Source organism: Waddlia chondrophila WSU 86-1044, from assembly GCF_000092785.1.
GTDB classification, from domain to species: Bacteria; Chlamydiota; Chlamydiia; order Chlamydiales; family Waddliaceae; genus Waddlia; species Waddlia chondrophila.
In genome coordinates, this window is the sequence record NC_014225.1 from 206,773 (window position 1) to 229,372 (window position 22,600).

Genomic DNA, 22,600 nt, shown 5'->3' on the forward strand with positions numbered 1-22,600 from the left:
TTTTCTTTCGATTTTGGTGGCTTGCGGGCCATTAATTCTATTTTAATTCAGCTATTTATTAACTAAATTTTAGAGAGAGAAAAAAATGAATTCTGTGCAATCCAATTACCGTGTATTCGGGGCGACTTTATTAGTCGCTGGTTGCTGCATTGGCGCAGGGATGCTTGGCCTTCCTGTCCTTACAGCGCTCGGCGGATTCCTTCCGACTTGCCTCCTATTTTTCTTCTGTTGGTTGTTCATGGCTGCCACAGGTCTGCTGCTGCTGGAAGTCAATTTGTGGTTTAAGGAAGAGGTGAACGTCGTTACGATGGCCTCCCGTACGCTTGGTCCAATCGGAGCTTTTATGGCGTGGTTTTTGTTTGCGTTTCTTTTTTATTCGTTGATGGTCGCTTATATTTCAGCCAGTGGGCAGCTCATCGCCGATCGTTTGCAAACATTGACAGGAGTCATTGTTGCGGAGTGGGCAGGCAGCTTGTTTTTAACCCTTCTTTTTTCTGTGTTTCTTTATCTGGGCACAACGATGGTGGATCGCGTCAATCGGCTTTTAATGTTGGGTCTGGCCGCTTCTTATTTGATTCTTGTCTGCGTAGGAAGCCGCCACGTGAGGATCGACCTGCTTTCCCATGTCGACTGGAGCGCATCTGCTTATGCGATACCGGCGATGATCGTCTCTTTCGGCTTTCATAATTTGGTGCCGAGCTTGGCAACCTATCTGGACCGCGACGTTAAAAAATTGCGTTTTTCCATAGTAGCCGGAAGCGCTATTCCATTGGTCATCTATCTCATGTGGGAGTGGTTGATCCTCGGGTTAATTCCCCTGGATGGCGAAAATGGATTTCGGCAGGCACTGGGTCAAGGCGATATGGCGACTCGAGCGCTGCGCAATATTGTGGGAAGTGCGTGGGTCGTTGATTTGGCGGAGGCGTTTGCCTTCTTTGCAATCATCACGTCGTTTTTAAGCGTGTCGTTGAGCTTTGTCGATTTTTTAGCTGATGGATTGCATATCAGAAAAACCGGTTCAGGCAAAGTTAAGCTGTGTGTGCTATCGCTTACTCCTCCGTTTCTTTTTGCTCTTTTCTATCCTGGAATTTTTCTGAAGGCGTTGAGTTATGCCGGCGCATTTGGAGCAGTTATTCTGTTTGGAGTTATGCCGGCAGCCATGGCTTATCAAGGCCGTTACAGAAAAAATCTTCAGGGGCCGCTTTTAATTCCGGGAGGAAAAGGGGTGTTGGCTCTGATCTTTATTGTATCAATTGCAATTGTTTGCTTGGAAATGGTAACGACGAGATGATCATAAAAAATAAAGTTTTAGGGGGAATCCTCCTCGTATCGGGAACAACGATTGGAGCAGGGATGCTTGCCTTGCCGGTTGTGACAGGCCTTGCCGGATTTGGACCTACCTTGTTCCTGTTTCTTTTGTATTGGATCTACATGACCTATACAGCTTTCCTTTTGCTGGAAGTGAATCTTTGGCTGGGTGAAAACATCAATATGATCACTATGGCTAAGAGAACAGTCGGAAGAGTTGGGGAGCTTGTCAGCTGGGCAGCTTATCTATTTCTGCTTTATTTGTTGACGACGGCTTATCTGGCTGGAGGAGCCCCTGTGATTGTCAACTGCGTGAAAATGGCCGTAGGAGTGAGAATTCCCGACTGGGTGGGGGCGCTTCCACTGCTTTTGATTTTTGGGTTTTTCGTCTATGAAGGGACAAAATATGTTGATGTCATCAACCGCATTCTGATGTTCGGCTTAGTGATTGCCTATTCGGTCATGACCCTTTTCATGGTGCCGCATGTCGATTACCGCCTTCTTTCCTATGCCGACTGGGGGAATTTCTGGCTCGCTGTTTCTGTTGCAGCGACGTCATTCGGGTTTCATATCATCATTCCTACGCTGACAACCTATTTACACCACAATCCTGTGCAGCTGAAAAAAGTGATTTTGGTCGGCAGCGTCATTCCCTTGGTCGTCTATATTCTTTGGGAGATGATCACGCTTGGAGTTGTTCCGATCGAAGGGGTGTCCGGTATTCGGGAAGGGCTTCGCGAAGGGGTAAATGGAGCAGCCCTTCTCTCCGAACAGCTGGGAAGTTCATTTGTTTCTGCGGTTGCCCAGATGTTCTCTTTTTTTGCCATCGTGACCTCTTTCCTCGGAGTGACATTAAGCCTCTCTGACTTTTTAGCCGATGGTTTGCACATCAAAAAAACGCATGCGGGTCGATTTTTTCTTGTGGCTTTAACATTTGTTCCCCCATTATTTTTCATCTTACTGTCGCCGCGGGCGTTCTTGAGCGCTTTGGAGTACGCAGGTGCTTTTGGCGTTGTGATTCTTTTAGGTTTGATGCCGCCGTTGATGGTTTGGGCAGGGCGCTACCGAAAGGGATTGAAAGGAAGCTTTACCGTTCCCGGAGGGAAACCGGCGCTGGCAGCCGTCATTGTGGTTTCGCTTATCGTTATCATTGGAGAGGCAGCCAATAAACTTGGAGTGTTTGGAGGATAAAATGGCAGAAAAAAAACGGATATTGACCGGAGACAGGCCGACGGGAAAATTGCATTTGGGCCACTATGTCGGTTCGTTAAAGAACCGTGTAGCTCTGCAGGATAAGTACGATTGCTATTTCATCATCGCCGATTTGCATACACTGACAACAAAACCTGAGAAAGAGCACATCATGGAGATGCGCGGCAATATTCGGGAAATGGTCCTGGATTACCTTGCTTGCGGCATCGATCCGTCTAAGTCGACGATCTATCTTCAATCGGCAACCTCGGCAGTCTATCAGATGAATCTCTACTTTGAGATGATGATTTCTTTCAATAGATTGACAGGGCTTCCCAGCCTTAAGGAGATGGCTCGGAACGCTCATATCGATGCGGAAAGCATCCCTTTTGGGTTGATCGGCTACCCTGTGCTGCAGACGGCCGATATCCTTATGCCGCGTGCGCATTTGGTTCCGGTCGGCAAAGATAACGAGGCGCATATTGAGCTGTCCCGCGGAATTGCCCGCAAGTTCAATCAATACTATGGCGAGGTGTTTCCTCTTCCTGAGGTGCTTTTAAGCGATGTCCCTACCTTGATCGGGACAGATGGGAAGGGGAAAATGAGCAAATCAGCCGGCAACGCTATTTTTCTTTCCGATGATCCGAAGAGCGTGGAAAAAAAAGTGAAGGGAATGTTTACCGATCCCAATCGTATCAGTGCAGATGTTCCCGGGACTGTTGAAGGCAATCCTGTTTTTATTTATCACGAGATCTTTAATCCCGATAAAGAGGAAGTAGAGGCGTTAAAAACGCGTTACCGGGCAGGAACTGTCGGCGATGTGGAAGTCAAGCAAAAGCTTGCTGCTGCGTTGAACGTTTTCCTGGACCCAATCAGAGAAAAGCGGGAACAATTTGCTCAGGACAAAGGGTTCGTTGAACAGGTGATTTACGAAGGGACTCAGAAGATGATCGAGGTTTCCAATCAGACGGTCAAAGAGATGACGAGTGCGATGGGAATGAGCGGCGCCTGGAAAAAGATTTCAAAAATGGCAAAAGAGCGCAAGTGAGGTTTAAGCTACATACAGACTACCAGCCGAGAGGAGACCAGCCGCAAGCCATCGAGAAGCTTGCTGCAGGAATCGAAGAAGGCAGGAAATCGCAAGTTTTATTGGGGATCACAGGTTCCGGTAAAACGTTTACGATGGCCAACGTGATTCAAAAAGTGCAGCGCCCTACATTGGTGATGGCGCACAACAAAACGCTTGCAGCTCAGCTCTATCAGGAGTTCAAAGCTTTTTTCCCGGAAAATGCCGTTGAATATTTTGTCTCCTATTATGACTACTACCAGCCGGAAGCCTATATTCCGCGCACCGATACTTTCATTGAAAAAGATATGTCGATCAATGATCGGATCGACAAGATGCGCTTGAGCGCTACCCGATCGCTTCTCGAAAGGGAAGATGTCTTGATTGTCGCATCTGTTTCCTGCATTTACGGATTAGGCTCTCCTGAGTACTACCGCGGGATGAATCTGCACATCAAAACAGGAGTTGAATACCGGCGCGATGATCTTCTTTTGCACTTGGTTGAGATGCAGTATAAGCGCAACGATTATGACTTTTTCCGTGCGACTTTCCGTGTGCGCGGAGAGATCATTGATATCTTTCCTGCCTATGAGGAGGATTTGGCGCTGCGTCTGGAATTTTTTGGAGATGAATTGGAGAGGTTGACCGAGATTGATCCTTTAACCGGAAAGATGATCCGCTTAATCGATGAGGCGACTATTTATCCAAGCTCCCACCACGTCACTCCTGAAGAGATCCGCTTGCAGGCGATCGAAACGATTAAGGCAGAGCTTGAAGAGCGAATGGCCTATTTTGACAGGGAAAAGAAACTGATCGAGCTGCAGCGTATTCAGGAACGCACCCGTTATGACTTAGAGATGATCAAAGAGGTGGGGTTTTGCAAAGGGATTGAGAATTATTCGCGCCATTTTGGTAGAAGAGAAGAGGGACAGGCGCCTTCGTGTCTTCTCGACTATTTTCCTAGCAACTATTTGTTGATTGTTGATGAGTCGCATCAAACGATTCCTCAGTTGCATGCGATGTTTAACGGGGATAGAGCGCGTAAGCAGTCGCTGGTCGATTTTGGATTCCGGCTCCCTTCCGCCTATGACAACCGCCCTTTAAGATTTGAGGAAACCTACAGCCGTATTAATCAGGTGGTCTATGTTTCCGCGACACCGGGAGAGTGGGAAATTAAGGAGGCTGCAGGCCTTTTAGTGGAACAGGTGATTCGACCGACAGGATTGCTCGATCCGATTATTGAGACACGGCCAGCTGTTGGACAGGTGGATGATGCGCTGGACGAGATCCGTCGAGAAACCCTGAAAGGGAACCGAGTATTGGTCACCACCCTGACGAAGCGGTTAGCCGAGGAGTTGACCAATTATCTTGTCGATTTGAATATCAAGGCCAAGTACTTGCACTCAGATATTGATACGATTGAACGCGTGCAGATCATTCAGGATTTGCGGTTAGGTCTATTTGACGTTCTGGTAGGGATCAATCTCCTTCGAGAGGGGCTGGATATCCCGGAAGTATCCTTGGTGACCATTCTTGATGCTGACAAGGAGGGATTTTTGCGCAGCGAAACTTCTCTCATTCAAACGTGCGGCCGCGCTGCCCGAAACGAAAATGGAAGAGTGATCATGTATTGCGACAAATTGACAAAATCGATTTGCCGCACCATTGAAATTACGGAAAAACGGCGCGCCAATCAGGAAGCTTTCAACCGCGAGCATGGGATTACGCCTCATACAGTCAAAAGAGAGATCTCTTCTTTGGCTGTGCCTGGAGCTGAAGCAAATGTCTCTTATCCGATGCCGCAAAAGGAATTGATGGCAGCTGAAGAGCCCCACCCTTATTTGACTTTGGAGGAGGTAAGAAAGAAGGTTGCGGAATATGAAGGGAAAATGAAGAAAGCTGCTAAAGAGATGCAGTTTGAAGATGCTGCGCGTTATCGAGATCAGCTGTTTAAGTACCAGAAGTTGGAAATGTCACTTTCTTAATTGAAAGATCTTTATAATTGCTTAATTATTTTGTATTAATCTTAAAAAATGAGGTTTTATTATGAATGAGAATAATATTCGTTTAGGAAGAGAGTATCTTTATCAACAATATAACAACGGCCAATACGAAAGTCATGTAAAGCCTGCAATTGATAGATATAGAAACTTAAGTGATCTTTTTAGCCAAAATATGGATTTATGCAGGAATGGGGCGGGGCGCTTTTATGATTCTAAGAGTCATAAATTTTTTCAAGGATTCGGGAATTATTCTGTTCAGAATGAATCTGTGTGGGGAAGAGATCACATTCTATATAGGATTCGTGAGTTTTCTGCTGCTCTTTTCGGATCGGATGCAGAGAAGCAAGAATGTGTAAAAGCTTATCTCTATCATAAATTGGGAGTGCAATCGGAGCAAGATTACGTCGATCTTGGGAAAGTCAATGATGATAAAATATGGAAATTATTTGGTAAGCTCGAAAAAAAACAGTTCTTGACATGCGAGGAAAAAGAGAGGAAGCAAGCGTATTTAGCTTCCGATGAGTATAAAATTGAAATGTTGACGGAAGAGCTTGAGGAAATTCAGAAGGGAATCCAAAAAAAGGAGGAATATTTTTTCCAAACTCTCATAAATGAGGAGATGCTGAATGGAATCATTGAGCGGATCGAAGAAAGGTTGAAAAAAAATATTTCTCCAAATGGTCGAGAATCTTTGCAAAATGTTCTTCAAGCGATAAAAGAGATTAGAAAAGGAAGAGAGAATAACACTTCGTTGTCGGAGATTAAATTTCAAATGCTATTTAAAAATGGAAATAGTTATCGCAATTGCTTGGGTCAGTCTGGTGATATTGATAGAATCTATGAATGTCTTGAAGAATTGGATGAAAAATTTTTAATAAGAAGAGATCAAATCATTCGTCAATTAAATGATCTTCAAGAGAAACCTGTTGTGATTGATGATCTTCAACCTATTCCAAATGAGGCCCAAAAGGTTGAAAAAAACGAGCAAACGTCATGGTTGAGTGGAGTGATCAATGCAATTTTAGGATTTTTCCGATCCGCTTGGAACTGGTTTCTGAATTTATTTTTTCGAAACGGATAGCGATCAGATAAGTTTCTTGCATTCCTCATAGCCACTGTCGAAATCGTCTTTTGGTAGAAGATAGACTGAAGTGACTTCGTTGATGATTGCACCTGCTTCTTTGAATGTGTATTCCAACAGCTCTTTACAGGTTTTTCCATCGTTTGTTTGGATGGATAAATCTCCTCCGTTTTTAAGCAGTGCTTCAATCATCGGGGCGTCGCGGCGAATGCAGGCTAGATGAAGAGCTGTGTATCCATTTTTATTTCGCAGATTTGGATCAGCGCCTTTATCGACCAATTTCTGGACGAGTTGAAGATTGGAAATCGTTAGGGGTTTTCCATCTCTCGTGCGGTTTTTATATCCCTTGGCGATCGCCAGATGCAGTGCGGAGTTTCCCAAGCCTTTAAGGTCTAGATTTTGAGGGTAGTTAAGGATTTCTGAAGCCATACTGTTATTTCCATTTGCGATTGCCCAGATAAGCGCAGTATTGTCCCATCTGTCCTGAATATTAAAATCGATTCCGTTATCGGCAAAAATAGCGACGAATTCGCTCGGCTCCCCAAATTTTGCTAAATCGTGCAAAATCGTTCCTTTGAACCATAAATCAGCTCTTGTATTGATGTTGGGCCCTATTTTCACAATTGCGCTAAGTTCATCGTTCATTTCAGGTCTATAGTGGTGCCTGCCTTTGCGGATCAAAAGAGAAATTCCATGTCTCCACTTTGCCTCGTCGAAAGAGTCTTGCGCTTCCGGAAATTTTTCAATTCCAGCAGCAGTTGAAATCAGTGCACTGAGTTCGTTTTTTGTGCTTTCAATGATGAATTGGCGCAGCTCAGGCTCTTCCATACATTCGGTGATCAGTTGAGAGGAATTATCAAAAATTTGTTGGCATAATTTTTTGAAATCATCCAGTCGATTACAATCTGTAACCTGATCTTCAAGGGTTCTTAATGTTGCTTCCAATTCGCGTTGAATGATTTTGATATCTCTTTGATCTGCCGATGAGATGCGGCGATGTAAAGGAGGAGAATGGTTAGGTTCTTTGTTCTCATTCTGCACATGGGTAGGGTCTTTAATACGCCGGGATGCCCAGTTGTAAATGATCATGCCAAGATGGATAAGTCCTGCTGTCAGTAATCCTAGACAAAGTGATGCAATAAAGCAGATTTTGCGGTCTGTTGCACTGATTTTCTCAGAAAAAGGATCCAGCATAAAGTCTGTAAAAAAATTTCTAGGTGTGACTTGCATAATTTTCCATAAATATATTGTTGAATTACTTATCTTATGCTTTTTCTGTTAATTTAACATTAAGTTTTTATAAATATTTTATTTGTTAAATTTTTATAAATAGGAATGTTTTTCCATTAATTAGGAGGGTTTTTCGAAAAATATTTTTTGAAAAAATATTTTATATAAAATAAGCATGACCGAGAATTTTTTAAATAGAGTTTATGGATATGACTATAAAAGTAAAAGAACGTATTGCATTTTATGAATCTTTAAAAGGTGCTTCGGAGAAGAAGGCTGGGAAAAGCATTCATCATCTTCAATCAAGTGGTAAGAGCAAGAAAGTAAATTTAGAAACGATAGATAAAGTTGATGAATATGCTAAAGAGGTGATTGGAGAATATCGTGTGTATCATAGAGAAGATTCAAATAAAACATATCTTATACATTCAAGAGTGGTAGAGAGAGATCCGTTAGTATCGGAAGTCATACGAAAAGCGAAGAGGGTTTCCCAAAAGCAAAAGATAGAGCCTGATGAGAGGAAGAGAAAGATTGATGAGATGCTCAGGGAGATTACAAAGAGGCTCGTCATTAAAGATGGGAGGTTGATGCGTCCCTATTTCGAGTCAGGGGCAACAAAATATTATGATACAGGGATGACGCCAAAGAGTTTGTCAGTTCTACTTGAACAGGTTTGCAGGGTTGAAGATGTGGAGACGAGGGTTTTCCATCTTATAGGCGAAGAAAGTGAAGTGAAAGGAAAATTTTTATCAATTTCTAGAAATGAGAGCTCTAAAGATCGATGCATTGTCCACATAGGGGTGCAAATTGGCCGAGGAGGTGCGGGCAAGATACACAAAGTGTGGAACTTGAACAATAATCGAGTATTAGTGCTTAAAAAGTCTTTTGGTCAAGATCTTCAGAAGATCTTAGAAAGGAAAACTTCTCTCGATATAGAGGCGAGTCATTTGAAAAAAATCAATCCGAAAGGTAGATGTAATGGGCTCCAAAGAGCTCCGTATTTAGTTTTTCGAATGAGTTCGCGGTCAAGCTCTTTTGTGGGGCTTTTGAGCGCCCGGTATGATTCTGATTTGTCGGCGGCTTTAAGTCCTGTCGATATGGAGGGAAATGAAAATAAAAATAAAAGAGAGTTGAATTTGGAGCAGATGATTGACGGTGCCCACCAGATTTTTTCAGGCATCATTCACTTGAATAGGTCTAAAATTCTCAATGCAGATATTAAGTCTTCCAATATTTTCATTAGGCAGCGTTCTAATGGAAAGCTCAAGTTTCACATTTCTGATTTTGATCAAGCGGTTTTCTTAAATGACGATTTATATCGATCGGAGCATTTTGCAAGAGACCCTGTCGGAGGGTTTTCAGTTGATTCTCTTAAAATTAATCACCAAAGATGGGCTGAAAAAACTGCCAAGGCGATTGTTTTAAGACTGGAAGCCCTTCAAATGTCTTCTAAGCAGAGAGCAAAGGTTAGAAAGAAGTTAAAAAAGAATAAAGTTAAGAGCAAACTGGAAAAAGAGAAGATTGAAGTTTATAAAGCTAAGACAAAAGTTCTTGAGGAGGAGCTTATTGAATTAAAAAGGTCATTTAGCGAGATTGCCTTTGACATCCACACGGTTTCCGGAGGACATATTCTTTTTCAAATGCTTTCATCGGAGCTGAGCTATGATATTGATGATATCGATTTTGCTAAATTGGAGCGCAAAGTGAACTTTTCCGACAAGGAGCGAGATCTGTATAGGCAATTAGTGGATTTGTGCGTTCGATGTTTACCAGAGATAGAAGAAGCTCCGGAAGTTGTCAATTTAGAACATTTTTATCATCCCATTGGGATTTCAGTTGATGAATGCCTGAACACGCTAGAGGAGATTAGCGGTTTAAGATAAGGTTTGAAAGCTGCTTTCCGGCTGATTTGAAATAAAACCAGGCGATTTCTGCCTGTTTTTCTTCTATTGACAGGTCGCCCGGAGAAGCTAAAAGTTTTCTTTTTTCAGTGACGGCATGGTGAAGGGTGATTGCGGCGGCGACAGAGAGGTTGAAGCTTTCGCAAAATCCGTACATAGGGATGGTAAAATGGCTGGTGCAGATGTTCAAGGCGGCATCTGTCAGCCCATTTTTTTCATTCCCAAACAAAAAACAGCAGGGACGATCCAGAGAAAGCGCGTGCAGAGGGGTATTGCCATGAGGTGTTGCTCCATAAATCACGAATCCTTTCATTGATTTTTGAAATGTGTCGAGTGATGAATGCGAGTGAAGGTTCATCCAGCGGTCGGAGCCACGCATTGTTTGCCTTCCTCTTCCTTTTCTTGGTTTTCCAATGAGATGCGCATCAGTGAGACCTAAAGCTTCGGCGGTGCGAACCATAGCAAGCGCGTTATGGATATCGGAGGGAGCTTCGGCAGCGGTTTGGATTGACTGGATCCTGTATTTGACGACAGGATCGATTTTCCGCTTTCTCTCGTCTGTCAGATAGGGGGAGAGTTTTTCGATGATTGTTTTTGCTCCTAAAGAGTGTAGGTGTCGAATGAAATCTGGACTTTTTGACATGAAAATAGCATATTACGGGAAGGTATATGATGTCTATTTGGAAGAGCCCAATCACAATTGAGTCGATCTCCGCGATCAGAGAGAAAACGATGACCGAGCATGTCGGTATTGAATTTACTGAGGTTGGAGAAAATTTTCTTAAAGGGAAAATGCCGGTCGATGATCGCACAAAGCAGCCGTTTGGCATTATGCATGGGGGAGCTTCATGTGTTTTGGCGGAGACTCTGGGCAGTGTCGCTGCTTGCCATTGCGTGGAGATAGACAAACAGGTTTGTGTAGGGCTTTCGCTTAATATTAATCACATCAGAATGGCGAGAAGCGGCTGGGTTTACGGGATTGCGAGACCTGTGCATATCGGTGGCAAAACCCAAGTTTGGGACATTGCAATTGAAAATGAAGAAGGGGATCTTGTCTCTTCGACCCGGTTGACGCTTGCTGTTTTAGATCGTCGGTAATTAAAGATTTCAGGAATCTCCATACTGATTTTTCTTGTTGTACGAACCGCACTGGGGACAAGAGGTCACCTCTTTGCCAATCTGATCGAGATAAGCAAAATGGCAGTACTCGCAAACCAGCAATTCCTGTTCCACGATGATCACTTTCTGCTTCCGCGATTTTAAGTGATAACGCGCCCAAATTCCCAGAAGAGTCGCCAAAGTGATGCAAAGGTAAAGCATCAAAGCTGTGATGGGAGTCAGTTCAATCATTTGATACTCCCAGTAGTTCGATCTGTCCTTCTGTAACAAATCCGTTTGCCAAAGGCTCAAATCGGATGCTCTTCAAAATGGCTTCTGCTTCATCGGTGAACCCGTTTTCCGACTGCGCTGAATACCAAAAAATGGTTCCTGTTCGATCGTCGATCTTAACTGAATAGGTCAACCGTTTAAGAGAGCTTTTTTTGAGGGGGAAAGTTGAAACAGGTAAAGTGTTGAGGATCGGCAACCGATTGGACAGTGCGCCTAAAAGACGGATTTGAGGCGCTTTTATTTTAGATGAAGGCGCCGGATCGAAAGCGATCCATTCGTCGATCAGTGCGTCTGGCTCCTCAAAGATGATTGGAGTCATCGGAAAAGGTTTTTCGGAAGGCAGTACCTCTGCACGGCTTGGAGAATTGAGGGAAAGGCGGGGAATGAAAGGCTTGGGAAGCACAGGTTCCGGAAGTGTGCGGCGGCGGGAGCTTTCCACTTCTACATTTGCATAGATGGCGCTGTTAGGAGGCGTCATCTCGATGTTGACTTGAACCGGAGGAAACTGGGTGCTTGTCTGAGCGATTCGAAAGGGTTGCACGTGGAAGAGGACAAACCCTGTGAGGTGGAAGCAACAGGCAAGGCTTAAAGCGCGCAAAAAGGTCGGGGTGAACATCCTAGTGTGTTCCCGTAGCGTGACATAAGCGGAGTCAGTTGGCGATGGTTTCTCAAGATGCAGCATCAGAAATATTCTGCTTGTTGCGATTCGGCAGGTTTATACACAAGACGCAGGCGCGAGGTGCATTCCTGGCAAATGGAAAACAGATGAAGAAACGATCCATAGTCTACATGTTGATCAATGCTCAAAACAACAGTGGGTTCCATGCCAAAATTTTGCTTCTTCAGTTTTTTCAGCTCTTCTTGTAAGTGTTCTTTCAGAGAAACGAGATCGACAATCGATTTTCGCGATCCAACGTAAATCACGTTCTGAGCATCCATGACAATAATCAGCTGCGTCGTGAGAGGAGCGGAATCTTTTTCCAGCGTGGGGTTTTCAATATTTAGCGATTTTAATGGCAAGATATCTGAGGTGATGATGAAAAAAATCAGCATCAAAAAGACAACGTCGACTAAAGGAGTTAAATCGATAAGAGAGCTGGAAGGCTTTAGCGAAGACTTGAATCGCATTAATATTCCTTTTGATAAACAAGAAGGTCCACAATTTCCGAAGAAGAGGTTTGGATCTCTAAAATAAATCCTTCGATCCGGCTGACGACGTAGTTGTATGCCAGGACTGAAGGGATCGCCACAACAAGCCCTGCGGCAGTTGTCACAAGGGCATATTCCATCGCTTCTCCGATTCGATTAGCGGAAATATCGACGAGGCCGCTCATCCGCATTTCGGCAAATGCCTGAATGAAACCGAGTACAGTGCCCAAAAGCCCTACTAGTGGTGCAATATGAGCGATGATGGACAGGATTTTTGCGTTTTTTTCCAATTGAGCAATCTCGATCATGCCAGCGATTTCCATAGAATTTTCGATCTCTTCTTTGCTGCGATTGTGTTTCGCAAGTCCCGCTTTGACAATGTTTGAGATGGTCCCTTTTGTTTTCTCGCATGTGTGGATGGCCTCGATCACATCGCCGTCGTTGATATGCTTCCTTAGCTGTAGGATAAAACTATTTGTGTCGATTTCAGACCTTTTCAGATGCATGAGCCGCTCGATAAAGATCGTAAAGCTGACAATAGAGCAAAATCCGATCAGGATGAGGATAATGTTCCAATTTGAATTGTAGTGGAAGATTGTCGCTAGATACTCATTGATAGCCATAGTATTTGTCCAATTTTTCTTTTGCTTTCAAGGACCAGGGACCCCCTTTGGATGCTATCGCTTGCAGCTGACGGCGTGCCAGGTCTTTCCGTCCCTGAGATTCATAAATATTTGCGCGTAGGTACATTGCGCGCAACCGTTCCGCAGACACTGCGTCGTAGTTAATCACCTTGGATAGGATCAGCATCGCTTCATCCGTTTTTCCCTGCTCCTGAAAACTGATGCTCTGCTGAATCCAGAGATCTAAGAGTTCATCAGTGCTGAGAATTTTTCCTTTTGCTGCATCCTCGGCGCGTTGAAAACATTGCTCGGCAAAAAGAGGGTTCTCTTGCTTCATCGCAAGAACTCCTCGCTGGTACCATGCGCGAGATAGATAATAGCCGCGCGTGGTTTTAGTGAGGTGATATTTTTCTAGAATTTCGGCAAGAATGGAACTGGCGGCGTTATTGTTTGCTTGATCCAAATAGCCCTGAACAAGGAGGAGAGCGGCTTCCTCTTCAATTTTTGAGTGTTCGCAGCTTCGGCATTCCTCATAAATATTTTTTAAGAGCTCAATGGATGCCTCGTCTTTTCCTTGAGATTTGAGAGCAAACGATTGCTCAATCAGAGAGCGGAAGCGGACCATGGAAAAATAAGCGGTGTTTTGCTCCGGGATCGGCAGTTCGCTGAAGAGGCTGGCAGATGCGTTGAAAAGTTCAACCGCAAGGTGGGGATCGGAGGGCTTTTTGATTTTGCCGTTTGGAGTTTTTCTTTCACTGATTGCCTCAAGGCCTAACAGATACTTGGCAATCATGAGATAAGGAGAATGGGGAAAACGGATCTCTAGTTCGTTGAGATGTTGCACAGCGTTTGGGTTTCCGTTGAGATAGTCGCTATAGGAATAATAACGGAAATAGGCCGCATCTGCGAGGGGGGAAAGAGGAATTTGCTCATAGGCGCGTTTTCTTCGTTGCTGGACAACCTGTTTCTCTTGACCGGATTTTTCAGCAGTTTCTGCTGCCCAGTACCACGCTTCTCCGTTAAGGTTGGTGGGAGGGGTAAGGTGTGCAAGCTTTAAAAAGGCTCGCTCAGCTTGCGCGTAGTTTCCTTCCTGAAGATGCAGCGTTCCGAGAAGATGGAGCGCCCGAGGTAAATAAGGCCCTTTGGGGTAGCTTTCAATGCAATGGTTGAGGGAATTTTCAGCGATGCTGAAGAATGTGCGCTTCTCCTCGCAATCCAATAATTGCGAGGCAACAAGCCCTTGAAGAAAATAGATTTCATCGGGGTTGCTTAATAAGGGGAAGAGATTTTCACGGTATTGGTTGAGCAGCTGACTGATTATGGAAAGAGATCTGAGTAAACCTTCTTTGGTTTGTAAATAGTAGTGCGCGTAAATTTGCTGTTTCAGAGCGTTCACCGCAATTTTGGGATGCTCCGAATACAGTGAGTCGAAGCTTTTGCCCAATGAGACGATTGCGTGTTCGAATAACTTGCCTGCTTCTTTTTTTGTTTGAGGATTCTGATTCAGTTTTTCCCCTTCTTCAAGTTCGCTAAGCCCTTTGACATACCACGATTTGCTGTAAAGAGGAGAATCGGAAAAAGAATCGTGGACGAGCTGGCGGTGCAGCTTTTTCCTCTCTGTAAAGTCGGATGCGGATTCGGCAAGAATGAACAGCGCTTCGTGTTTGTGATCTCTTTTTTTCCATTGGACTTCAGGCCCCAGCAGTCGGTTCAGTTTCTCAACGATCTTGTCGTTAGGAGCAATGAGATGGCTTGCAAGCAGTGCTTGGCTTAAGGATAATCGAGTCCTTTCCGAGGGCTGCATGGATTCAAGTTCGTCGAATCTTGCCGCTGCTTGCTCCAAATAACGGAGATTTCCGGATGATTTTCCCATGTTGAGATAGCACCAGCCCAAATAATAAAGGGCATCTGCGTGCCATTGAAACGGCTCGAAATCTTGAGGGGGAATTGCGTTTTCAAAGGCCGAGGAGGCGTGCTCCCACTCGTTTTTACGGTAGTGGAGCTCTCCTCTAATATATTCTGCGGCAAAAGGTGAAAACTCCACTTGCAACCCTTCGAGCTGCCGCATGTGCTGCTCCGCTGCGGAGCTGTCTTCTTCAAAAACAGCAATGCGCGCAAGGTAAAGCTGTCCAAGAGCGTAAAGTTTCGGTTGGTTTCCTTTGAGGGGGATTTTATTAAATGCGGCTTTCGCTTTCATCATCTGTTTTTGTTGAAAAAATGCAAGGCCAAGCTCGAATTTGGCGTCGTCGGCATAGACCTCTTGTGCACGTTTTTTCATTTTAAGGAAATGTTCGAGTGGAGAGATGGCGCGCTCGTATTGCTGCAGCTTGTTCAAACTTTTTCCTAAAAGAAAGAGGCATTCTAAAGAAGAATCACTATCATCTTCCATAAAGGATTCGCTGCCGGCGTCGGAAAAAAGAGCGACGATCTCCTGATACCGTTTTTTGATGTAGTAGCTTTTGGCTAGTTGTCTTTTGATGTACGCTTCATGAGGGCTTGGACGAGGCTCTAGATGCAATGCTTCAAGATAAAGCGCTTCGGCTTGATCGAATAGGGTTGCTTCAAAGTAACGATCAGCTTTTTCCAAACAGCCTTTATCCATTCCATATAGTGGCATGGAGAGGGTGAACAGCGATGCGATAAGAAGTTGTTTCTTCATGCAAGATAGAATATCACGATCGTTGTTCAAATTCCAATTTTGAAAATTGACCGGTTAAATTTATCAATTTTTTTCGCAAATATCAAGAAATATGTTGCATAATAATACCTAAAAAAATATTCAGATAATTGTCATGAAAAACTCTATGAATCAAATAAGGAGGGGCATTTACATGGCGCTCAGTAAAACTATCAACGAAATGAGGAGCCTTTTTACAGGTCTAATCGATGACCTTCAAAAGGCTGAAGCAGGTAACAAAGCTGCCTCTCAGCGTGTAAGAACAGGGACGATCCGTTTAGAAAAAGTGGCTAAATTGTATCGCAAAGAATCTATCAAAGCTGAGAAATCTTCTAAAGGCAAAAAGAAAGCGGTAAAGAAAACTGCTAAGAAAGCCGTTGCCAAGAAGCCTGCAAAAAAAGCTGCGGCCAAGAAAAAGCCTGCAGCAAAGAAGGCGGTAGCTAAAAAAACGACGGCTGCTAAAAAGCCTGCAGCTAAACAAGCTGTTAAAAAACCAGCAAAGAAAAAAGCTGCAAAGAAAACGACAGCTAGAGCTAGAGCTTTAACAGTTAAAAGAAAGCAAACAGCTAAACTTCCTAGAAAAAGAGCTAGATAGTCTTTCTCTCACGATTTCAATTGATGAAAGGGAGGCATTCGTCTCCCTTTTTTCTTATAAATTCTCATCGTCATTATTTGGGTTCATCGACTATACTGGAATTCTTAAATTATTCAATTTTTTATGTCTATACGTAATAAGCAGTGTCAAGTCGAAGTTGATATTGTCAACTTCTCCAAAAAAGGCAATGGCATTGGCTATTTCCTCAGGCAAGATGAACAAACTTGGCCTGTGGAAGTTTCCTTTGCCGTTCCCGGCGATCGAGTAAAAACGACTCTTTCAAGAAAACGGTCAGGAATTTATCGCAGCCGCCTTGATGAAATCATGGCGCCGTCTCCAGATAGAATTGCTCCAAAATGCTCGCATTTTGGAGTGTGCGGCGGGTGCAGATGGCAGCAGATGCCTTATTCCAAACAACTGAAAGAAAAAGAATTGTTGATTCAGCATCAATTTGGACATTTGCTGACCGATTCTGTTGATCTCTATCAGATTGTGCCGTGCGATACGCCCTGGAATTACCGAAATAAAATGGAGTTTTCCTTTTCAACCGATCTTGAAGGCAATAAATATCTCGGGTTGATGATGGATCAGGGAAGAGGAAAAGTGATGGATTTGCAGGAGTGCCATTTGACCAACCCGTGGTTTATCGAAACAGTTTCGGCAGTAAGGGATTGGTGGGAAGAATCGGAATTAGAGGCCTACCATTCATACAAGGATTTAGGATCGTTACGCACATTGACTGTGCGCGAGGGAATCCGCACCGGAGATCGGATGGTCAACTTGACCGTGTCGGGAAATCCCGACTTTGCCCTCAAAAAGCACCACTTGGAGGGATTTGTTGCTTTTGTAAGGGATGCCATCGAACCTGTCGACCCCGACAAAAGACTGAGTATTTTTTTGACCATCCAACAAATTAAAAAAGGGTATCCTACCCAGTTTTATGAGATGCATTTGTATGGTGCTGATACAATCCGCGAGGAGCTGCATATTCAAATGCTGACAGAAGGGGGCTTGGAGCCCTTGCTATTCCACATCAGCCCTGCAGCGTTTTTTCAGCCAAATACGCTGCAAGCAGAAAAGCTTTATTCTCTCGCGTTGGAACTTGCTCAAATTTCAAAAGAACAGGTCGTTTACGATCTTTATTGCGGGACGGGAACTCTTGGGATTTGTGCTGCGAAAAGAGCAAAACAGGTTGTCGGGGTGGAGCTCTCTCCTGAGTCGGCGCATGATGCCCGCCATAACGCCAAAGAGAATCGGATTGAAAATCTCACAATTTTAACAGGAGCTGTGCGAAGGGTGCTAGAGGAGATCAAAGAGAAAGAGTTATTTCCCGATCCCGATGTGGTGATGGTCGATCCGCCGCGGGCAGGGTTGGATCCGCATGCAATCAAGCATCTGTTGGAGCTTGGGCCGCCAAAGATTGTTTATGTTTCTTGCAATCCTGCAACCCAAGTCGAAAATGTTAAAGAGTTCCTGAAAGACGGTTATGTATTGAAAGCAGTTCAGCCGGTCGATCAATTTCCTCAGACAGTTCACATTGAAAATATTGTTTTACTTGCTAAAAAATCATGAAATTTCATCTTATCAAATCCGATTTGGAGAGTAAAGCTCGTCTGGGAGAGTTGGAAACAGCTCATGGGAAAATTCCGACTCCTATTTTCATGCCGGTAGGTACCAGAGGAGCTGTCAAAACGATCACAAACCAGCATCTGCTTGAGATGGATGCAAAGATTATCCTTGGAAACACCTATCATCTGATGCTGCGGCCGGGAATGGAGATCATGAAAAAAGCGGGTGGCTTGCATCGATTGATGAATTGGGACAGGCCGATTCTCACAGATTCCGGCGGATTTCAAGTCTTTTCACTGTCCAGCTTGAATAAAGTAACCGAGGAGGGTGTGTATTTCCAATCCCATATTGATGGTTCTCGCCACTTTCTAGGGCCTGAAGAGAGCATGGAAATTCAAAAGGCGATCGGATCGGATATTGTCATGGCGTTTGACGAATGCTCTCCTTATCCCGCCAGTCGCGACAGGATTGAAAAAGCGATGGAGCGCACTCTGAGATGGGAAAAAAGGAGCCGCGACTATGAGTTGGGAGAGCATCAAGCTCTTTTTGCAATCACGCAGGGGGGAATGTTTAGCGACTTGCGCGAGCAGTCGACGAAAGAATTGGCGAAGATAGATTTTGATGGCTATGCAATCGGAGGTTTATCTGTTGGAGAGCCGGCGGAGATGATGTATGAGATGCTTGATGTTTCCGAACCTTACCTTCCGAAAGACAAACCTCGTTATCTTATGGGCGTTGGCACTCCGCGCAACATTATCGAAGCAGTTATGCGGGGAGTTGATCTGTTCGACTGTGTGCTTCCGACTCGCAACGCGCGCAATGGAACAGCCTTCACTTGGTCGGGCAAAGTTTCGATCAAGGCTGGTAAATATGCAGAAGACTTTACTCCTCTCGACCCCAATTTAGATTGTTATACCTCTCAATTTAGCAAGGCGTATATCCGTCATTTGCTGAATGTCAATGAAATCACAGGATTGTCCTTAGTGACGATGCAGAATCTCTCTTTTTACCTTGATTTCATGGAGAAAATTCGGCAAGCTATTCAAAATGAAACTTTATCCGAATTTTATGCTAATATTTGCGAAATTTACCCGTGATCGCATCACTGAAAGACGATGCGATCTCATGACATTAATGGTTTATTTATGAAGACATTGACTTTGACTGCATTTCTCACTGTATTAACAAGCTCGGCTCTATTTGCTCAGGATGGCGGCACCCGCCCTGAACCCGGGATGTTGCAGCCGATCATGATGATCGCTATTGCAATGGCATTTTTCTACTTTATTTTGTGGCGTCCGGAGCAAAAGCGCAGGAAGGCGTTGGAGGAGCAGCGTTCCAGTTTGAAGAAAGGAGACAAGGTGACTGTAATGGGAATTATCGGTCATATTGATCGCGATCAAGGAGATACTGTCATTCTTAAAATGATTGATGGAAATAAGATCGAAGTTTTAAAGGGAGCCATCACTGATGTTGTTTCCGCTTCGGAGTCGGAAAATCAAAAAGAGTGATTTTTTGATTCAAAGGCAAAAGATGGTGAAGCGGCAGCTTCTGCCGCGTGCTATTCATGATTCCGCCACTTTGGACAGTATGTCTAAAGTGCCCCGCCATCTCTTTGTCCCTTCTGAAAGCGTTTCTTATGCTTATGAAGACTCGCCTCTTCAAATTGGCTGCGGCCAGACGATCAGCCAACCCTATATTGTTGCTTTGATGGCTCAGTCTGCCCTTTTGAATTCTAACGCAGTTGTTTTGGAGATCGGGACAGGCAGCGGATACGGAGCTGCTGTTTTATCTCATTTGTGCAGCTCTGTGTACACGATCGAAAGGGTCCCTGAATTAGCTAAGGAGAGCCGTTTAAGGCTTCAAACCTTAGGTTATGAAAATGTCTATGTGAAACTCGATGATGGAACATTGGGGTGGCCTGAGCATGCGCCTTATGACGCCATCTTGGTGACCGCTTCCTCTCCGACGTTCCCTCAAGCATTGATCGAACAGTTAAAAGAAGGCGGGAGGTTGATCGTTCCGGTTGGCAGTAGAAACGCACAGAATTTGATCCGGTTGACGAAAACTGGGCAGGAGGCTTTCCGCAAAGAGAATTTGGGGTCTGTCCGTTTCGTCCCTTTGATTGGAGAACAGGGCTGGCCGTTGGATGAAAAGGGATCATAATCATTCGATATCTTTAACCCCTGATTGCGACCTAATCCCCGGATAAACATCTGATAGCTGAACGTCATCTTTTTCATTTTTCTCCTCAGGAATGTAGGAACATTCCCTTTGTCACAAACTAAAAAATCTGCCGTCCATCTACAGCGTTTATCCGGGGATTAGGTCGCAATCAGGGGTTTTAAAAAAAATATCGATTTTGGTATTTCCATACTTATGAGCACTGATAAACTTCTCGACACACATCAAAAAGCATTATCGATCAACTTGGATGATTCGATCTACGGCTCTTTAGTGGAAATCGGAGCTGGGCAGGATGCTGCAGCTCATTTCTTCCGCTCAGGAGGAGCTTCGGGGACGATTGCGAAAACGATGTCTGCATATGACATGAAGGTCAGCGATGAAATTTACGGAAAAGCTTCCCGATACGTTTCTCGGGAGAGACTGACGACGATTGTGGACCGTGAGTATTCTTTGCTTGAAGAGAGGTTGAAAGAACTTAGAGGGGAAAAAAGTCGTTTTTTCTCATTTGCCAACACCGTCTCAGCTCGCAATTATCAAGGAACCAACATCTGCCATGGATGGATGGGAATCAGATTCCAAACAGCCCCCAAGTCTACGACTAACCAGGTCATTATTCATGTCAATATGAGGGATGAGACCAATCTGCTTCAGCAGCAGGCGCTTGGAATTTTGGGAATCAACCTGATTTATGCTTCTTATCACTATTTAGATAATCTTGAGCATTTTCTTGATAGCTTGCTTGACTCTTTGCGGATTGAGAGGATGGAGGTAGATTTCATTCACCTTGAAGGTCCTGCGTTCGAAGAAGTGGACAATATCTCTATGAACCTAAATCTGGTCAAACAGGGGCTTTGCCATGCGGTGATGTTTACACCTAACAAGAGGGAAGCTGCGCCTCCGTTGGATCTTTTATACAAGTGTCCGATTGTGGTTGAAAGGGGATTGTTTCGCTTCGATCATCCTGTGTATCTGAAGATCTTGGAAAAATCGCTTGATTTCTTAAGGTCTGAGGGTCAATTAAACAAAGAGCCTGTTTCTTTTTTTGAGATGACGATCAAAAATGTTGATGAACATCAAAATCATGTATCCAAAGATTGCACATTGAAATTGATGAAATTAGGGTATCCCGTGATGGTTTCTTCATTTGCGGAAACATATAAGCTGACAGGCTATTTAGGCCGTTATACAAGCGAAAGCCTCCGTTTTTCTCAAGGGATCGGCAATCTCATCCAGGTCATGCAAGAGAGGTTCTATGAAAATCTTGATAGCGGGATTTTGTCTGCAATGAGCCAGTTGTTTGCAAAAGATGTCAAACTTTACGTTTTTGGAATGGAAGTGGAAGCTTTGAAGGAGCAAATGGAAACGGATAGATTTGATCTGTCTTATTGGGATATTCCTAAAGAAGGGATTGCCAATTTGCACAACATCTCTCCCCGTGGGCATATGCGTCATCTTTATGCCTATCTTTTAGAAAAGGGAGCGCTTTTAGATATCCCCTTTTCTTAGAACGTGTAGGCGATTTAAAGGGGATTTGCAAGATAATTTTCCAACGATCTTAAATTTGGATAGACGATATTGGACTGCTCGAACAACGGCTTTTCCCTTATTTTTTCCCGATAAGCTTCAATGCAGGCAGCGCATCCTCTAGAGGAGAGCTTGTTTCCTTCAATCATCCAGTCAATAAATTGCGTGGTGGGGTTTTCATTTGGTTTGGATTTGATGAGCAATAAAATGCCTCGCAGCAAAGTTTCATCTTCCAATGAAAGTTTCCCAAGGTGCCATTTTTTCCTCATATAAGTCTTGAGGAGTAATTCTAAGCTGTAGAGGCTGAAAGCTTTTTGCTCTCTGGATTTTTCAATGATCAGATGAAGGATCTCGCAGAATAAAAGATGGTTGAAGCTTTTCAACTGTGTGATCTGTTCGATAATTTGGTCGGACGTTTCTTTTCTCACCCATTTCAATGCCTCTAAAATAACAACACGGCTTAAAGGGTTGTTGAAGTCTGCTTGGTTTGCCTCTGCAATTTCATGAATCAGCTCGCACAAGCTGCGATAGGAGTCGATATCTCTAAAGAGGATTGTCTTGTGAAACGGTGTACAGGCTGACGGATCTTTTCTGAATGCCTGGATTGCTGTGCTCTTCCCTATTGTCGATTGTCTTTTTATGGGAGTTGGCAATCTTATTCCTGGATTTGGGGCTGCTGGAGATTGATCTACAGTTGAAGGGGAGAAGGTTAGGTTGTCAAGGTGTTTGATCAATCCTTTTGCGTAGCCCGAAGATGTTAGAAAACCGCGGTTTCCAAGAAAATTTTTAATCCGTTGGACAATTTGCAGGATGAAGCGGATGAAAACGTTTTGTTCAGCCTCCTTTTCCATTTTTCGTTTTGTCATAGCTTTGAGTTCATCCGAAATTTTTCTCGCGCGGATCGGATTGGTTTCCAGCTCTTTTTTAAACGAATCCACTAGATAGATCACTTCATCAAAAGTGAGAAAATGGAGCGTTTCTTTATTCAAATGAACGACTTGGCAGCCGTTCTTATCTTTGACGAGCATGCCCCGTTGCCCGTTTGTCTCTTGTCCGATCTGGTCGAAGATGCTGCTTAGATGCAATGAAGTGTTAATAGACATACTC

21 protein-coding genes are annotated in these 22,600 nt (G+C 44.0%); 13 read left to right on the top strand and 8 right to left on the bottom strand.

The genetic code is table 11. From position 1 onward, the window contains the following. Positions 1–85 precede the first annotated feature (85 nt). The 5 genes from WCW_RS00905 (at position 86) to WCW_RS00925 (ending at position 6,649) form a co-directional block, all read left to right on the top strand. Positions 86–1,291: an amino acid permease gene (locus WCW_RS00905; protein ID WP_013181292.1), complete on the top strand. Its 1,206-nt coding sequence runs from the start codon at positions 86–88 to the stop codon at positions 1,289–1,291. Continuing rightward, on the top strand, positions 1,288–2,499 hold the full coding sequence (locus WCW_RS00910; RefSeq protein WP_013181293.1) for an amino acid permease: 1,212 nt from the start codon (positions 1,288–1,290) through the stop codon (positions 2,497–2,499). The genes WCW_RS00905 and WCW_RS00910 overlap by 4 nt, the downstream gene beginning before the upstream one ends. Position 2,500: 1 nt before the next feature. Then, positions 2,501–3,547: a tryptophan--tRNA ligase gene (gene trpS / locus WCW_RS00915; RefSeq protein ID WP_013181294.1), complete on the top strand. Its 1,047-nt coding sequence runs from the start codon at positions 2,501–2,503 to the stop codon at positions 3,545–3,547. Next, positions 3,544–5,550 carry an excinuclease ABC subunit UvrB gene (gene uvrB / locus WCW_RS00920; RefSeq protein ID WP_013181295.1) on the top strand — a complete coding sequence of 669 codons (2,007 nt, stop codon included), beginning with the start codon at positions 3,544–3,546 and terminating at the stop codon, positions 5,548–5,550. Before trpS ends, uvrB begins: the two co-directional genes overlap by 4 nt. Before the next feature lie 61 nt (positions 5,551–5,611). After that, on the top strand, positions 5,612–6,649 hold the full coding sequence (locus tag WCW_RS00925) for a hypothetical protein (RefSeq protein ID WP_013181296.1): 1,038 nt from the start codon (positions 5,612–5,614) through the stop codon (positions 6,647–6,649). Between the two features lie 3 nt (positions 6,650–6,652). Here the strand turns inward: WCW_RS00925 and WCW_RS00930 are convergent, their stop codons facing one another. Further along, complete coding sequence (locus WCW_RS00930) at positions 6,653–7,879, bottom strand: ankyrin repeat domain-containing protein (protein ID WP_013181297.1); 1,227 nt, start codon at positions 7,877–7,879, stop codon at positions 6,653–6,655. 209 nt (positions 7,880–8,088) lie between these two features. Here WCW_RS00930 and WCW_RS00935 point away from each other — a divergent pair, with 209 nt between their 5' ends. Further along, positions 8,089–9,762 (top strand): protein kinase, encoded by a 1,674-nt coding sequence (locus WCW_RS00935; protein WP_041941443.1) that lies wholly within the window; start codon positions 8,089–8,091, stop codon positions 9,760–9,762. Here WCW_RS00935 and WCW_RS09635 read toward each other — a convergent pair. Further along, on the bottom strand, positions 9,746–10,423 hold the full coding sequence (locus WCW_RS09635) for a TrmH family RNA methyltransferase (protein ID WP_013181299.1): 678 nt from the start codon (positions 10,421–10,423) through the stop codon (positions 9,746–9,748). The genes WCW_RS00935 and WCW_RS09635 overlap by 17 nt on opposite strands. A 29-nt stretch (positions 10,424–10,452) precedes the next feature. Between WCW_RS09635 and WCW_RS00945 the strand changes: the two genes are divergently transcribed. Then, positions 10,453–10,878 (top strand): hotdog fold thioesterase, encoded by a 426-nt coding sequence (locus WCW_RS00945; RefSeq protein WP_041941444.1) that lies wholly within the window; start codon positions 10,453–10,455, stop codon positions 10,876–10,878. A 9-nt stretch (positions 10,879–10,887) separates the two neighbouring features. On the opposite strand, the gene WCW_RS00950 is transcribed toward WCW_RS00945, so the two are convergent. The 5 genes from WCW_RS00950 to WCW_RS00970 all read right to left on the bottom strand — a co-directional run bounded on the left by WCW_RS00950 (position 10,888) and on the right by WCW_RS00970 (position 15,600). Beyond that, the gene (locus WCW_RS00950; protein ID WP_013181301.1) at positions 10,888–11,130 is read right to left on the bottom strand and encodes a hypothetical protein; all 243 of its coding nucleotides are present in this window, start codon (positions 11,128–11,130) and stop codon (positions 10,888–10,890) included. After that, positions 11,123–11,785 (bottom strand): hypothetical protein, encoded by a 663-nt coding sequence (locus WCW_RS00955; RefSeq protein ID WP_013181302.1) that lies wholly within the window; start codon positions 11,783–11,785, stop codon positions 11,123–11,125. The genes WCW_RS00950 and WCW_RS00955 overlap by 8 nt, the downstream gene beginning before the upstream one ends. Positions 11,786–11,850: 65 nt before the next feature. After that, positions 11,851–12,297 carry an ExbD/TolR family protein gene (locus tag WCW_RS00960; RefSeq protein ID WP_013181303.1) on the bottom strand — a complete coding sequence of 149 codons (447 nt, stop codon included), beginning with the start codon at positions 12,295–12,297 and terminating at the stop codon, positions 11,851–11,853. Then, positions 12,297–12,941: a MotA/TolQ/ExbB proton channel family protein gene (locus WCW_RS00965; protein WP_013181304.1), complete on the bottom strand. Its 645-nt coding sequence runs from the start codon at positions 12,939–12,941 to the stop codon at positions 12,297–12,299. The genes WCW_RS00960 and WCW_RS00965 overlap by 1 nt, the downstream gene beginning before the upstream one ends. Beyond that, positions 12,928–15,600: a tetratricopeptide repeat protein gene (locus WCW_RS00970; protein WP_013181305.1), complete on the bottom strand. Its 2,673-nt coding sequence runs from the start codon at positions 15,598–15,600 to the stop codon at positions 12,928–12,930. The genes WCW_RS00965 and WCW_RS00970 overlap by 14 nt, the downstream gene beginning before the upstream one ends. A gap of 172 nt (positions 15,601–15,772) precedes the next feature. On the opposite strand from WCW_RS00970, the gene hctA reads away from it, so the two are divergent. From hctA to WCW_RS01000, 6 genes are all read left to right on the top strand, one after another. Next, positions 15,773–16,213 (top strand): histone H1-like protein HctA, encoded by a 441-nt coding sequence (gene hctA, locus WCW_RS00975; RefSeq protein WP_013181306.1) that lies wholly within the window; start codon positions 15,773–15,775, stop codon positions 16,211–16,213. Positions 16,214–16,336: 123 nt separating this feature from the next. After that, positions 16,337–17,785: a 23S rRNA (uracil(1939)-C(5))-methyltransferase RlmD gene (rlmD, locus tag WCW_RS00980; RefSeq protein WP_013181307.1), complete on the top strand. Its 1,449-nt coding sequence runs from the start codon at positions 16,337–16,339 to the stop codon at positions 17,783–17,785. Beyond that, positions 17,782–18,879 carry a tRNA guanosine(34) transglycosylase Tgt gene (gene tgt / locus WCW_RS00985; protein WP_013181308.1) on the top strand — a complete coding sequence of 366 codons (1,098 nt, stop codon included), beginning with the start codon at positions 17,782–17,784 and terminating at the stop codon, positions 18,877–18,879. The genes rlmD and tgt overlap by 4 nt, the downstream gene beginning before the upstream one ends. 48 nt (positions 18,880–18,927) lie before the next feature. Next, complete coding sequence (gene yajC / locus WCW_RS00990) at positions 18,928–19,293, top strand: preprotein translocase subunit YajC (protein WP_041941446.1); 366 nt, start codon at positions 18,928–18,930, stop codon at positions 19,291–19,293. Continuing rightward, entirely contained in the window at positions 19,253–19,948 is a 696-nt protein-coding gene (locus WCW_RS00995) for a protein-L-isoaspartate(D-aspartate) O-methyltransferase (RefSeq protein WP_013181310.1), read from the top strand. Before yajC ends, WCW_RS00995 begins: the two co-directional genes overlap by 41 nt. Positions 19,949–20,161: 213 nt before the next feature. Beyond that, on the top strand, positions 20,162–21,475 hold the full coding sequence (locus tag WCW_RS01000) for a hypothetical protein (RefSeq protein WP_013181311.1): 1,314 nt from the start codon (positions 20,162–20,164) through the stop codon (positions 21,473–21,475). A gap of 14 nt (positions 21,476–21,489) precedes the next feature. Here the strand turns inward: WCW_RS01000 and WCW_RS01005 are convergent, their stop codons facing one another. Next, positions 21,490–22,596: a hypothetical protein gene (locus WCW_RS01005; protein ID WP_013181312.1), complete on the bottom strand. Its 1,107-nt coding sequence runs from the start codon at positions 22,594–22,596 to the stop codon at positions 21,490–21,492. Between the last annotated feature and the right edge of the window lie 4 nt (positions 22,597–22,600).